A 13026-nucleotide genomic window follows, 5' to 3' on the forward strand; every position below is an offset into this window, starting at 1 on the left:
ACCTATTAGCTATTGGCTATTACCTATTACCTATTAGCTATTGGCTATTACCTATTACCTATTACCTATTACCTATTACCTATTACCTATTACCTATTACCTATTACCTATTACCTATTATATTGGCAACACGATGTTTGATAACTTTTGCTGGTACACCTACCGCAATGGAATAAGGGGGAATATCTTTATTGACTACTGCACCTGCACCAATAATGCTACCTTCACCAATGGTAACTCCATCTAATACAGTCACACCATGTCCTAGCCAACAGTCATCTTTAATAGTAATTCCCTCACGAGTCACACCCTGCTGTTTCATGGGTAGTAACAAGTCTGTAAAAACATGATTATTGGCATAGATGCCACAATGAGAAGCTATCATGCAGTTCTTACCAATGCGGATATCTCCCTGACCAGCAATACATACGCCAGGAGCTATATAAGTATTTTCATCAATATATATAGATGTGTTATCCATGCATCCAATGTCCACATTTCGCTCAATTGTGACTTGATTACTAATATACATTCTATTGTTTTGATGTCCTTTGGCATCTAAACGCACACCCTTGAAGATATTCACTCCATTCCCAATTTCAATAAATGAACTTCCAGTTATTTCCACTCCATGTTGAATAAAAACTTTATTACCCATGCTGCCAAAAATATTTTGATATACCAATCTTCTTAGCTGTGGTCCCATTGCAATTGTTGGTAAATCTCCCAATAAAGTAGTGATTAATAGTTCTTGAAATCTTTGAATTTTTGCAGGATATTTTTGTTCAATCATGATACATATCTCATCAATAAATTATTTCTAAGACAGAAGGAATTCAGGAAGATCAAAAATAATTTTCCTCGATACTAGAAGCAAGCAAATTCATCCATAGGACTCCCAAAATATCTACAAAATTCCCAATTATGGCAATACATAAGTTTGCCTACAGTTGTCAATTGTGTACTCAATTACTGAAAAAATTTCGATTTAAACAGTTTCGCGATGATATCTAAATAAGTTATTTGATCTAAGTTTAGACTCATTTTTATATGCACCTCTATTGAATTAATCAGCAACGTTAATCACCTTTTTCTGGGTTGCATAAATTCACTAGCTAATATCAGTGCATAGCAGTAGTTAGTCTCAGTTAATCTCTCGGCAAGTAATGGGACAGAATTAATGACACACCCTGTTTTTTGTTCTCTGATAACCTGATTGAAGTTAATTTTGTCAAACTAAGTAGTCGGACAAAATTAAATTCACTCGTTGAGAGAGGTAACTCTTAACTGGGAACAGAAAAATCAGTTGTGTAATTAATTCTGTCCCATTACTTACTGATGAGATTAATTTGGTAAACATATCAACTTTTACTGTATCGGGAAAGTTGAGACAGTTGGTAATGCAACTACGAATACAGAAATATTCATGCAGATCAATTACCAGGAATTTTTGCTATGTTTTTTCCACAAATTGTCTTAAATATTTGTGTTTTCACAACAATGAATTTCCGTAGGCATTAATAGTGCTAGAATCACTTCTTTTGTGTCACAATTTGATTTTTATTCAATTGGGATGATTATTTTTAAATAAAAACTACTATGGTGGAGTGTCTCCCACATCTGCCATGATGTTAAAATTCACCATTGGTGCAAACAAGAAGGCACTACCGCGACTGCTGTGGCGGCTTTCTTGTAAATAACTTGTAGAGTATACGGCTCTAATCATGTTGCACACAAATGATTTATAGACTAAGTAAATTACATTTTCAATTACAGAATTGTTGTTTGGGAACAATTGCTATTAAGCATAACATATTTTTGATTGGGTGAACAAGTTTTATCAAAAAAGATTAAGGTAATAAATACAGCAGAATTCAGCAGTAAAAATGGGTTGCTGTTCGGCTTTGAATTTAGAGCGTGTACTTCATTAATCTGCAATTTTCTGTAATATATTTAGATCCCTGACTTGTGAAAGAAGTTGGGAATCTTGGATTTAGATTTACTCAATCAATAAAATTTAATTTGTTTTAATTAAGTTTGGACAGAACTGTGAAGTGATCTACTGGTAGCAGTGCTTTGTGACCTGTTTGCATTAGCACTTTGCGATCGCTATTTTGCCTACATACACAGCAGATAATTAAATTTTACTAAAACTTTAGCCATAAATCAGGAAACCCCGTAGACTCATGACACCTTTTAGTTTCATGTTTATCTCTAGAAATTAAATAGTTGCCAATTCTTAACAAAGTCATCAAACGTTGACAAATACGGTATAAAGAGTTGGCAATATTAGGTAAAAACAGTAAACAATATCCATAGCTGAACTTAAAGTTTTTCTAAACTATGCAGCCAATTCGTACTTTTAATGTATCTCCTTCACTACCATCCAGACTAGAACCCCTGCGGAAACTAGCCTATAATCTCCATTTTGATTGGAATGTGGAGAGCAAAGACCTATTTCGGCGTTTAGATCCTGATTTATGGGAATCTACCCACCATAATCCAGTATTGATGCTGGGAACTATTAGTCAAAGCCGACTACTAGAAGTTGTTGAAGATGAAGGCTTTTTAGCGCAAGTAGACCGAGCAGCGCGGCAGTTAGAAGATTATTTGCAGGAATACACTTGGTATAAAAAACAAAGAAATCAGCACCAGAAGGAATGTTACGCCTATTTTTCTGCTGAATTTGGGTTAGTAGATTGCTTACCTATCTATTCAGGTGGTCTGGGTGTACTCGCAGGAGATCACCTGAAATCTGCGAGTGATTTAGGATTACCTCTGGTGGGTGTGGGCTTATTATATCAACAAGGCTACTTTGCCCAGTATCTTAATGCTGATGGTTGGCAGCAGGAACGCTACCTCATCAATGATTTCTATAATATGCCTTTGCATTTGGAACGCAACCCCGATGGTACAGAATTACGGATTGCGGTAGATTATCCTGGACGCAAGGTATATGCACGGGTGTGGCGTGTTCAGGTAGGTACAGTACCTCTGTATATGCTTGATACTAATATTGAGCCGAATAAGGCTTATGACCACGATATCACCGATCAGTTGTATGGTGGTGATATAGATATGCGTATCCATCAGGAAATTATGCTGGGGATAGGTGGGGTGCAAATGCTTAAAGCCTTAGGCTATGAAGTTACTGCTTACCACATGAATGAAGGTCATGCAGCTTTCTCGGCTTTAGAACGCATTCGCATTCTGATTCAGGAAAAAGGACTGAATTACAGAGAAGCTAAACAGGTGGTGTCTTCTAGTAATATCTTCACTACCCACACTCCAGTTCCCGCGGGAATTGACTTGTTTGCTCCTGATAAGATGTTGCATTATTTGGGTTACTATGCAGATATCTTTGGTTTACCGAAAGAGCAGTTTTTAGGTTTGGGACGAGAAAATACTGGTGATTTGTCTGCACCTTTCAGTATGGCAGTTTTAGCACTGAAGATGGCGACATTCTCTAATGGTGTGGCACAATTGCATGGTGTTGTTTCCCGGCAGATGTTCCAAGGTTTGTGGCAGAAAGTTCCTGTGGAAGAAGTGCCAATTGCCGCCATTACTAACGGTGTCCATGCCCGCAGTTGTGTAAGTAAATCTACGCAAGAGCTATACGATCGCTATCTTGGTCCAAATTGGTCATCAGCACCACCTGATAGCCAATTGTGGGAACGCATGGATGCAATTCCCGATGAGGAGTTATGGCGGAATCACGAGCGCTGCCGTTTGGATATGGTGTTGTATGTTCGAGAACATTTAGTCAAACATTTGCGCGATCGCGGTGCTTCTACTTCTGATATTATTCAGGCACAAGAGGTGCTTGATCCTAACGTTTTTACCGTTGGCTTTGCCCGTCGTTTTGCTACTTACAAACGCGCTACTCTATGGATGCGTGATTTGGAAAGAATTAAAAAGATTTTACTCGCTAACAAACACCGCAAGGTGCAGTTTGTGATTGCTGGGAAAGCACATCCTAAAGATATTCCTGGTAAAGAATTGATTCGGGATATTAACCACTTTATCCACGAACACCATTTAGAAAAACAGGTGGTGTTTGTCCCTAACTACGATATTCACATCGCTCGCTTGATGGTAGCAGGTTGTGATATCTGGTTAAATACTCCCCGTCGTCCCCGTGAAGCTTCGGGAACAAGTGGCATGAAAGCTGCTATGAATGGTTTACCAAATCTCAGTGTTCTTGATGGTTGGTGGGATGAAGCAGACTATGTTCGCACAGGTTGGGCAATAGGACATGGTGAAAACTATGATGATCCTAATTACCAAGATGAAATAGAAGCTAACGCCCTCTATGAGTTGTTAGAAAAGGAAGTTATTCCCCTATTCTATGATCATCGTGATGGTGATGGTTTGCCTCGTCCTTGGGTAGCAAAAATGAAAGATGCGATTCGCTTGAATTGTCCTTTCTTTAATACAGCCCGGATGGTGCGAGAATATGCAATGAGAGCTTATTTCCCGGCGAGCGATCGCTATCATACCCTCACCGTTGATAATTATAGCCCAGCCAAGGAATTAGCCGCCTGGAGAGCAAAATTAGGTGAACACTGGTTTAGCATCAAAATCAAAGATGTTGACGTATCCGCAGCATCAGACATTGAAGTTAATCAAACTGTAGCGGTAAAAGCTAAGGTAGATTTAGCAACTTTGAAAAATGATGATGTGCAAGTAGAACTATATCAAGGCTCTATTGATGCTAACGGTGATATTGTCAATGCTGTACCTGTGATCATGGATTATCAAGGACAAGATGCGGAAAATTCCAGTCTTTATACCGCAAATATCACCTACACAACTTCTGGTTTGCAAGGTTTATCTTTGCGTGTCTTACCTCGAAATCAATATCTCTCTAGCCCTTATGAACCCAGATTAATCGCTTGGGCGGAATAAGCAAATAATGTAGAGATGTTCCATAAAACGTCTCTACAAAAATTGTTAAAAATATAGATTTCACCGTTTAGGGGGGTGTTTGAAAAGTCATAATTGCTGTATCAAATATTTTACCCCTCCCTAACCCTCCCTTTATAAGGGGAGGGTTAGGGATTTTTATTGTTTCCCCCTCAAGGGGAAAGGGGGGGTAACAATGTGATGAAAATTACGGGATACCACTTTTAAAACAACCTCTTAGGGTATAGCCCGGAGTAGACGATTCAAAACGATCTTACCTCTATCAATTACCTGAACACGAATATAATTGGGATCATTTGGTTTCCAAACAACTTGATATTTTGTCCCATTATTATTCCAAGTGTAAATTTGACGTTCATGAGAACCAGAAGCAACAGCACCAGATAAATTAATAGAAGTATTTTTGGGAATATGCTTCCCATAGTATTGATAGGAATTATTGCTAAACTTTAAAGTCACCGTCCACTCTTGATCACTAAATGTATTATTTGGATAGTTAAACTTTTGCACAGCCATAGCTTGGTGAGGAATAGCTATATCAATCATTGCAGGTGTAGAAATTCCTAAAATTGCCGATAAAATAATAGCTTTAGTGTTCATAATCTTCCTATTTGTAAACCTAATGTTATCTTATTGTGTGTTTAGTCGTGAGCAAAATTAAGCTGTTGTGCATTTAGTTTGTATAATTCTAGCGGGCAAGATGCCCGCACTACAAAGTTCAAGTAAATTATGGTTATCAAATTTAGCTGCGTAACAGCTTATTGACGTTATGCTGTAGTTTATTCGTTCCGATAACTTCTGGAATTAAACAACTTAGGAAAAAACAAACCAGAATTTTCTTTGTATTCCGCAAACTCAGGATATCGAGATAAAGATTGATCTTTTTTCCGCATATTGGGAACAAATATCATGGCTATAAATAACCCCAGAATCAAGAAAGGTAGCCAATGTTGACTTAACATAGCAAAAGCCAGATAAATCAACACTTCTCCTAAATAATTAGGATTACGACATTTAGCAAAAAAACCTTCTGTAATTAATCCAGTTTTGTACTTCAGTGTATAGTATTTTTGAGCATCACTAGCAAAATGTAAAAACACTCCCGCAATATTCAAAGAAATAGCAGCAGCTACTAAAGGTAGAGGGGGAACAGTACCACTACTAATGAGAATGAATGGTGCTACCCAGTACAAACAAAGGAGAACAAAGGTAATAATTCCTTGAGAAGTAGGAATTTCTTGCTCCCATTGCTTATCTGGAAATATGCGATCTTTTAGTAACCAAAGAAAACCATAAGTACCATGAAGGGAAAGATAAACCCAAGCTCCAATAGTAAAATTATGGTATAAAACCATTAGTCCTAAAACGATAGCGAATGTTAGACCTTTGTGAAAATTAATGGGATACTTTATTTTCATATCCTGCTTCTTTTTTTTAAGGGCTGAAAGTTAGGGAAAGGAATAGAGAGATAGTCCAGTTTCCTCTATCTCTCTGAGATCATTACTTCTTCGCAATTATCCACACTGCGTGAACAATACCCAGAATATAAAAACCAAAGATTGTCAAAAGTAAATTAATCCAAAAATCCTTACCAAACCCGACCTGCAAAAACACTCCTAAAGGTGGGAGAAAAATTGCAGCTATAATTCTGACTACATCCATATCCATGTTATTCTCCTGTTGATGTTCTATATTTCTAGAGTTAACATCACCTAATGTGGTGACGATTCCTGAAAAATTTGGTAAACCACACCTTTTAACCACCGCTGATTTTAGCTTTATAACCCAACTTCACCAAAATCTCTAAAATCTTCTGTTTGTGGTCTCCCTGAACTTCAATTTCATTATCTTTCACAGTTCCACCTGTACCGCATTGGGCTTTTAACTGTTTTAATAAAGTAGCTAAAGTTTCCGGTGTCGTTTGAAAACCAGTAATCACTGTGACAGTTTTCCCCTTTCTTCCCGCGCGAGTGGCTTGGATTCGCACATTTTGCTGATTGGGGGGTAAGTCTTGGATTCCCCGTTCTACAGCGCGTTCCAGTGCGGGTGAACTACCGTTACCAAATTCTTGGTAGACAAAGCCTTTGTCAGATTTGGGATTAGCCATAATATTTAATGCAGGAAAAATAGACTTTTATTGTAAACAATTTTAGCCTACCCATCTATTTATTCACAATTCAGGTGGAAGAGGTGGTCATTAAACGCAGATAAACGCAGATAAACGCAGATAATTTTATATTTCATTAATTAAACTATCACATCCTGTAAATCTTTAAATCCTGTACTTCAACTATGGCTACGCCACCCAGGCGATCGCTCAGTAACCGTATATCCTGATTCTGGCATGGTTTTAAATTATCTGCTATTATTTATGATAATAAGATAGTTTCAAAAAGAAGAGTATGATTTCAATAAATCAAGCACAACAACAACTACAGAATTTAATTGATTCAGTTAATCAATCTCATCAACCTATTGTTATTTCAGGAGACAATAGCAACGCAGTCTTATTATCTGAAGCAGACTGGAAATCTATCCAAGAAACTCTTTATCTTCTTTCTATTCCAGGGATGAGAGAATCAATTAAAGAAGGATTAGCAACACCGATAGAAGAATGTAATGGAGAATTAGATTGGTGAATTGGAATTTAGTTTACACCAAACAAGCTCAGAAAGATGCTAAGAAATTGGCTGTGAGTAATTTAAAAGATAAAGCACAAATTTTACTTAATATTATTCAAATCAATCCGTTTCAAAATCCCCCACAGTATGAGAAATTAGTCGGAGATTTAGAAGGTGCATATTCACGACGGATTAATATTCAACATCGTTTAGTGTATGAAGTAATTGAATCTGAAAATACGGTCAAAGTTTTGCGAATGTGGACGCATTATGAATAGTATGTTTTTTAGGCGTTGTTGATTAAGAGTATGATTTTATTATGCCTACGGCACGCTGCGCGAACACGCAGAGGCGCTCCAGTCGCAGAGAGTAAGAGTTTCATTTTTTTGATTTTTCAATTTCATACCTCAATTCAGCAACGCCTTATTTTGGCGTTGCTGATTAAGGGTATGAATTTTAGTCTCACGCAAAGGCGCAAAGACGCAAAGGTAAGAGTTTTAAAGATTCAATTTGGGAATTTCATACCTCGATTCAGCAACGCCATTATTTTCATCCCTAAAATCAGCAACGTCATTAATTCTTTAAATACTTCATGAAAACATCCATAGTTAAATTATAAAATATCATGGCAGGTGAACAAAACCAAAAGAATATCTTCTCTGAAAAAACATTTGAAGTCATGTCTGAATTTTTAAAAGATTCCAGGACTTACAGGTTTTTTTCTAGAAAGAATGTTTAGATTTCTCAATGCTTTTGAAATTGATGTAGAAATTAGAGTAAAACCTAAATCTAGCCATAATGCACGCATAACTGTAGTTTAAAGATTCCTTCAATGACAGAAAATATTGATCCAAAAACCAGTACCAGCAACGTAATTATCGTCTTAGTAGAACCAGCCGGTCCATTGAATGTCGGTTCAGTGTCCAGAGTTATGAAAAATTTTGGCTTATCTAAACTAATATTAGTCAATCCTCAATGCGATCGCACATCAGATGATGCCTTAAAAATGGCAGTTCATGGTAAAGATATTTTAGAATCTGCGGTGATAGTAGACACATTACCACAAGCCTTACAGGGCTGTGTCCGTGCTGTTGCTACTATGGGACGGGAATACAGTGGAGAACTCCCCCTAGAAACCCCTCACACCGCTTTACCCTGGTTATTAGCAGAAGCAGAAAAGCCTGTAGCTTTAATTTTCGGTAGAGAAGATAGAGGATTAACTAATGAAGAATTAAATTATGCCCACAAATTAGTTTTTATTCCTACCAATCCCGAATATCCATCTTTGAATTTAGCTACAGCGGTTTCTATTTGTTGTTATGAATTATCACAATCTACTAACTTATTTACAGATCAGAATATACCCGATTCAGAAATTGCCCCATTAGATGCTATGGAAGGATTCTATCAGCAATTAGAATCTTTGTTGCTTTCTATTGGTTATCTTTATCCCCACACCGCAGCTAGTCGCATGGAAAAATTTCGCCATTTATATAATCGTGCTTATCTACAAACTACGGAAGTGGGAATGTTACGAGGGATTTTACGACAGGTAGAATGGGCAATTAATAGAAAAAACTCCGAAAAGCTGGATTAATTGTGAGAATTTGCTCAGAGGATGTTTTAAAAGTGGTATTCCGTAATTTTCATCACATTGCTACCCCCCTTTCCCCTTGTAAAGGGGGGTTGTGATTGCTTCCCTTCCCTCGCAATGACTGTAAATATTTTTGTTCAATTACTTAACACAATTTTTGCTACTGTATTCGACAAAATCAACTTATCAATTCAACTGCAACTTCCTGTGCTTCCAACACATTAATTTCATCTAAAATCCGCCAAATTTCCTGCATCATGGGATCTAAACCAGTGCGAGTTACAGCAGAAATTATGAAAACCGGCGCAAAAGCCAGATGATTTAATTGAGTAGCTAAAGCCTCCAAATCAACAGTTTCTCTATCAACAGCATCTATTTTATTTAATGCCAAAATTTGTGGACGTTTAGCTAAACCTCGTCCATAGGCTTTAAGTTCTTCTTGAATAGTATGGAAATCAGCGATGACATTTTCACTTGTGGCATCAATTAAGTGTAATAAAACCCTTGTCCGTTCAATGTGACGCAAGAAATCATGACCTAAACCGGCACCATGAGAAGCACCTTCAATTAAACCCGGAATATCAGCGAAAACTGTACCATCACCTGTGGGTTTTTTGACTACACCCAAATTAGGAATTAAGGTAGTAAAGGGATAATCGGCGATTTTTGGACGTGCTGCGGATAAAGAAGAAATTAAAGTTGATTTTCCCGCATTTGGTAAACCAATAATTCCGACTTCTGCTAACAATTTTAACTCTAAACGTAATACCTTTTTTTCCCCTTCTAAACCAGGGAGGGCATATTCGGGAACCCGGTTGCGGTTACTCAAAAAATGTTGATTTCCCAGTCCACCTTTGCCACCTTCTGCGACTCGAAAACTTTGTCCGGGTTCAACTATATCACATAGTAAAACACTCGTTACCGCATCATATACAGAAGTACCACAAGGAACTTCAACAATTAGATCTTTCCCACCTGCACCAGTGCAATTATTTGGACCGCCACGTTCTCCATTTTGTGCCTTAAATAAATGCTTGTATCGAAAATCTAACAAGGTTTGCAGATTAGTATTACCTACAAAAATTATTGAACCGCCTTTTCCGCCATTCCCACCAGATGGACCACCTGCTGGGACATATTTTTCTCTACGAAAAGCGACAATACCATCGCCTCCGTTACCTGCTTCTACTTCAATTACTGATTGGTCTATAAATTGCATAATTTAGTCATTAGTCATTAGTTATTGGTCATTAGTTATTGGTTATTCTTCCTTTGGAAGTTTACCAATTGAGTTTAGATAGGCGTTTAATTGGGGTGCTAAGTCATTGATGATAACTTTTAGTGTGTTTACTTGTTCATATTTTAAGAGGTTACGGCTATATGCTCTTCTTAGCCAGTGTTGAGTCTCATATAATGACCCTCGTGCTATTCTAATAAATCGCCGATTGTCTTGATAACTCCCTCTGCCTACACCTTCCGCTATGTTCGCACCAATGCTATCTGCTGAACGAATAATCTGTTTACCCAATGTATTTTGCGGTAATGACTCCCATTGGTTAACGATTTTCCAAATATCATCAGCCAATTTTTCTGACAGTTGATATACTCTTAATTCCTGAAACCTTCCACGCCCCATTATCTCACCTAACTAGCAACTAATGACCAATGACCAATGACCAATGACTAACAACTAATTTAAATATAAGGTGTAACATCTTCCCCACAGTCATCTGCTAGGTAGGAAAGGGCGCGAAAGCGTAACCCTACCATTTGTTCATAAAGGGGGTTAATTTTACACAGGGGCGGAATATGAACTATTTTCCGGCCAAATAAGGTTACATCTCTTTCAAAGGGACATTGGGAAGGAATCATCTTACACAAAAATTTCGCCACTCTGGGGTCTTGAATATCTAATCCATCTAACCATTGACGCAAGGGAGTTAAAGCGTCTGGGTGGGGGGATTGAAGTCCAGTAGGGGGGAAATCAGTTGTTTGTGCGGTATCTTCTAGGGTATGACGTAAGGCTGTGAGTAAACTCTCTTGCAGTTCTAATTTTTGACACAATTGCTGAAGTAGGTCATCTTCACTAGGTGAGTATATACCATCAGCGATCGCTACCATTACCGCTGTCCGCAAGAAATTTTCCGCTATAGGTGTACCTTTACCTAATATAGCCGCTAATTCATCTGGTTCAATTATCTCTAGAGTATCCCAATCAATGGCAGGGGCTAATTCATCTTTGGTAAGATTAGTAATTAATTCCTGTTCTTGAGCATCAAAGTTACCATCAGCCCAAGCAATGGTCAGTAATCCCCGTAACCAAGCAATAATTTGTTCGCTACTGTAAGCAGTTTGAGCAGTATTTGTCATAAAAACTCACGCCTTGTAATTTTCTATTAGATAATCTTAAACTACCTTGAAAAGAACTATATTTCTGTACATTTAATTGGCAAAAATAAAGGGAATTTAGTTTGAGTTGAGCGACTCTTAACCCAACATGACCAGGATTTTTTTGAGTTTCCTCGCGTTAAATCAACCTACGATATAAATACTTTTTAGCCTGAACTCAACAGTATTGATTCACAACGGCATAAAATATAGATATAATTGATTATATTTGTCATTAATTAGGTATAAAGTATGTTCTGCTTTGGTATTGAACATGAAGTTGCTTTTCTCAATAATCAAGGAAAGTTTGCAGATTTCCATAATACAAAATTTGGAGATTTTCAGCAAATTGTTGACAAATTACCTATCTATACTACTGATTACCCACAATTAAGAGTTGGTGATGCTGGGATTAAGAAAAAGCGTTGGTATATTGAGGGCTTTGAAAGATTTAACGACTCTGAAGAAGTAATTGACTGTGTAGCTAAAGGCATCGAAATTAGAACAACTATCCACCCTACTATTCAAGGAGCAATTGATGAATTAACCGCAAGTTTTATTTTATTAAGTGATGTTGCTGCCAATTTTGGTTTTTCACCTGTTTTAGCCAGTTTTAATCCCTATACTTGCGTATTTGAGCCACAACCTCCATTAAATGATTTTGAAATTAGACAATTACAAGCTTATCCAGATGAACAAACTGCTCATATTTATATGGTTTCTTATGGACCAGATTTAAATATTTCTTTGGCAAATTTGTCTACGGAAAGGTTAATTGATATTGGGAAGAAGTTAACTTATTACAGTCCTTACATCATTCCTTTTAGTTATAGTTCTCCTTTTTATAATGGTGGTTTATGGGGAGGTTTATCAGTGAGGACATTTATCAGAACGGGAAAAAGATCCGCAACATTAGTTTTTTTGGATAAAACAGAAGAATTAATCAAAAGTGTGCCTTCCTTAACAAAAATTGCCCGCATTCCTTCAGAAGTAGGACGGATAGAATTTAAAGCTTGTGATAGTTGTGATAATTTCGCTATTTATGCAGGTTTATTAGCTTTATTAAAAGGTCTAGTATTGGATCAAACTTTACCAGGTAGAGCGATTATACCTGATGCTAATTTACACCAGATTTCGGCAAAGTCAGGCTTTGAAAATGAAGATGTTTTTGCCAATTCTCAGCAACTTGTACAAGTTGCTGAAATCGCCCTTAAAGATGATCCTGATCTAGAATTTTTAACCCCACTGAAAGGAATTTTATCTGAGAAAAAAACAAAATCTCATGAATTAATTAAGTTATTCCAAAATTCAGGTTCAATTGAAGCCACTCTTAACCAAACTTATGGCAATTTTGGATTTTAGATTTTGGATTCTAGATGACCAATTTCCTCTATATATTCGCTAGTAGGGCAAACACAGGGCAACACGGGGGCATTGGTGTCAACTTAACGTAAAACCGATAACCCAACTAGGAATGAATTCCCCTACCCTCCCCAC

14 protein-coding genes are annotated in these 13026 nt (G+C 37.2%); 5 read left to right on the forward strand and 9 right to left on the reverse strand.

What is annotated here, in order from left to right; all coding sequences use genetic code 11:
• Positions 1-103 precede the first annotated feature (103 nt).
• The gene (locus tag IQ228_RS27255; protein WP_027403222.1) at positions 104-793 is read right to left on the reverse strand and encodes an acyltransferase; all 690 of its coding nucleotides are present in this window, start codon (positions 791-793) and stop codon (positions 104-106) included.
• A gap of 804 nt (positions 794-1597) precedes the next feature.
• Positions 1598-1726, reverse strand: a complete 129-nt coding sequence (locus IQ228_RS27110; RefSeq protein WP_255540000.1) for a hypothetical protein — start codon at positions 1724-1726, stop codon at positions 1598-1600.
• A 617-nt stretch (positions 1727-2343) separates the two neighbouring features.
• On the opposite strand from IQ228_RS27110, the gene glgP reads away from it, so the two are divergent.
• Positions 2344-4908 (forward strand): alpha-glucan family phosphorylase, encoded by a 2565-nt coding sequence (gene glgP, locus IQ228_RS09990; RefSeq protein WP_027403221.1) that lies wholly within the window; start codon positions 2344-2346, stop codon positions 4906-4908.
• Between the two features lie 234 nt (positions 4909-5142).
• Here glgP and IQ228_RS09995 read toward each other — a convergent pair whose 3' ends face one another.
• The 4 genes from IQ228_RS09995 to IQ228_RS10010 form a co-directional block, all read right to left on the reverse strand.
• Positions 5143-5526 (reverse strand): hypothetical protein, encoded by a 384-nt coding sequence (locus IQ228_RS09995; protein WP_027403220.1) that lies wholly within the window; start codon positions 5524-5526, stop codon positions 5143-5145.
• Between the two features lie 179 nt (positions 5527-5705).
• Positions 5706-6344, reverse strand: coding sequence for an isoprenylcysteine carboxylmethyltransferase family protein (locus IQ228_RS10000; RefSeq protein ID WP_027403219.1), 639 nt, complete (start codon positions 6342-6344; stop codon positions 5706-5708).
• An 82-nt stretch (positions 6345-6426) separates the two neighbouring features.
• Complete coding sequence (locus IQ228_RS10005) at positions 6427-6588, reverse strand: YqaE/Pmp3 family membrane protein (RefSeq protein ID WP_035082904.1); 162 nt, start codon at positions 6586-6588, stop codon at positions 6427-6429.
• A gap of 94 nt (positions 6589-6682) precedes the next feature.
• Positions 6683-7033: a translation initiation factor gene (locus IQ228_RS10010; protein ID WP_027403218.1), complete on the reverse strand. Its 351-nt coding sequence runs from the start codon at positions 7031-7033 to the stop codon at positions 6683-6685.
• A gap of 295 nt (positions 7034-7328) precedes the next feature.
• Between IQ228_RS10010 and IQ228_RS10015 the strand changes: the two genes are divergently transcribed.
• From IQ228_RS10015 to IQ228_RS10025, 3 genes are all read left to right on the forward strand, one after another.
• Entirely contained in the window at positions 7329-7565 is a 237-nt protein-coding gene (locus IQ228_RS10015) for a type II toxin-antitoxin system Phd/YefM family antitoxin (RefSeq protein WP_027403217.1), read from the forward strand.
• Positions 7562-7825 carry a Txe/YoeB family addiction module toxin gene (locus IQ228_RS10020; protein WP_027403216.1) on the forward strand — a complete coding sequence of 88 codons (264 nt, stop codon included), beginning with the start codon at positions 7562-7564 and terminating at the stop codon, positions 7823-7825. Before IQ228_RS10015 ends, IQ228_RS10020 begins: the two co-directional genes overlap by 4 nt.
• A gap of 554 nt (positions 7826-8379) precedes the next feature.
• Complete coding sequence (locus IQ228_RS10025) at positions 8380-9144, forward strand: RNA methyltransferase (protein ID WP_027403215.1); 765 nt, start codon at positions 8380-8382, stop codon at positions 9142-9144.
• Positions 9145-9319: 175 nt separating this feature from the next.
• Here IQ228_RS10025 and obgE read toward each other — a convergent pair whose 3' ends face one another.
• From obgE to IQ228_RS10040, 3 genes are read right to left on the reverse strand one after another with little or no spacing between them, the layout of a single operon-like run.
• Positions 9320-10360: a GTPase ObgE gene (obgE, locus tag IQ228_RS10030; RefSeq protein WP_193962778.1), complete on the reverse strand. Its 1041-nt coding sequence runs from the start codon at positions 10358-10360 to the stop codon at positions 9320-9322.
• A 42-nt stretch (positions 10361-10402) separates the two neighbouring features.
• On the reverse strand, positions 10403-10777 hold the full coding sequence (locus IQ228_RS10035) for a four helix bundle protein (protein WP_027403213.1): 375 nt from the start codon (positions 10775-10777) through the stop codon (positions 10403-10405).
• A gap of 59 nt (positions 10778-10836) precedes the next feature.
• Positions 10837-11511 carry a Mo-dependent nitrogenase C-terminal domain-containing protein gene (locus IQ228_RS10040; RefSeq protein ID WP_193962779.1) on the reverse strand — a complete coding sequence of 225 codons (675 nt, stop codon included), beginning with the start codon at positions 11509-11511 and terminating at the stop codon, positions 10837-10839.
• 270 nt (positions 11512-11781) lie between these two features.
• Between IQ228_RS10040 and IQ228_RS10045 the strand changes: the two genes are divergently transcribed.
• On the forward strand, positions 11782-12891 hold the full coding sequence (locus tag IQ228_RS10045) for a hypothetical protein (RefSeq protein ID WP_027403211.1): 1110 nt from the start codon (positions 11782-11784) through the stop codon (positions 12889-12891).
• Positions 12892-13026: the final 135 nt, after the last annotated feature.

This window comes from Dolichospermum sp. LEGE 00246, from assembly GCF_015207865.1.
GTDB classification, from domain to species: Bacteria; Cyanobacteriota; Cyanobacteriia; order Cyanobacteriales; family Nostocaceae; genus Dolichospermum; species Dolichospermum heterosporum.

Excerpts from the sequence above, each read along its gene's own strand:
- obgE (WP_193962778.1), bottom strand. The coding sequence starts at position 10,360 with ATGCAATTTATAGACCAATCAGTAATTGAAGTAGAAGCAGGTAACGGA.
- IQ228_RS10005 (WP_035082904.1), bottom strand. The coding sequence starts at position 6,588 with ATGGATGTAGTCAGAATTATAGCTGCAATTTTTCTCCCACCTTTAGGA.
- IQ228_RS10045 (WP_027403211.1), top strand. The coding sequence starts at position 11,782 with ATGTTCTGCTTTGGTATTGAACATGAAGTTGCTTTTCTCAATAATCAA.
- glgP (WP_027403221.1), top strand. The coding sequence starts at position 2,344 with ATGCAGCCAATTCGTACTTTTAATGTATCTCCTTCACTACCATCCAGA.
- IQ228_RS10025 (WP_027403215.1), top strand. The coding sequence starts at position 8,380 with ATGACAGAAAATATTGATCCAAAAACCAGTACCAGCAACGTAATTATC.
- IQ228_RS27110 (WP_255540000.1), bottom strand. The coding sequence starts at position 1,726 with ATGATTAGAGCCGTATACTCTACAAGTTATTTACAAGAAAGCCGCCAC.
- IQ228_RS10040 (WP_193962779.1), bottom strand. The coding sequence starts at position 11,511 with ATGACAAATACTGCTCAAACTGCTTACAGTAGCGAACAAATTATTGCT.
- IQ228_RS10015 (WP_027403217.1), top strand. The coding sequence starts at position 7,329 with ATGATTTCAATAAATCAAGCACAACAACAACTACAGAATTTAATTGAT.
- IQ228_RS10035 (WP_027403213.1), bottom strand. The coding sequence starts at position 10,777 with ATGGGGCGTGGAAGGTTTCAGGAATTAAGAGTATATCAACTGTCAGAA.
- IQ228_RS10010 (WP_027403218.1), bottom strand. The coding sequence starts at position 7,033 with ATGGCTAATCCCAAATCTGACAAAGGCTTTGTCTACCAAGAATTTGGT.
- IQ228_RS10000 (WP_027403219.1), bottom strand. The coding sequence starts at position 6,344 with ATGAAAATAAAGTATCCCATTAATTTTCACAAAGGTCTAACATTCGCT.
- IQ228_RS09995 (WP_027403220.1), bottom strand. The coding sequence starts at position 5,526 with ATGAACACTAAAGCTATTATTTTATCGGCAATTTTAGGAATTTCTACA.
- IQ228_RS27255 (WP_027403222.1), bottom strand. The coding sequence starts at position 793 with ATGATTGAACAAAAATATCCTGCAAAAATTCAAAGATTTCAAGAACTA.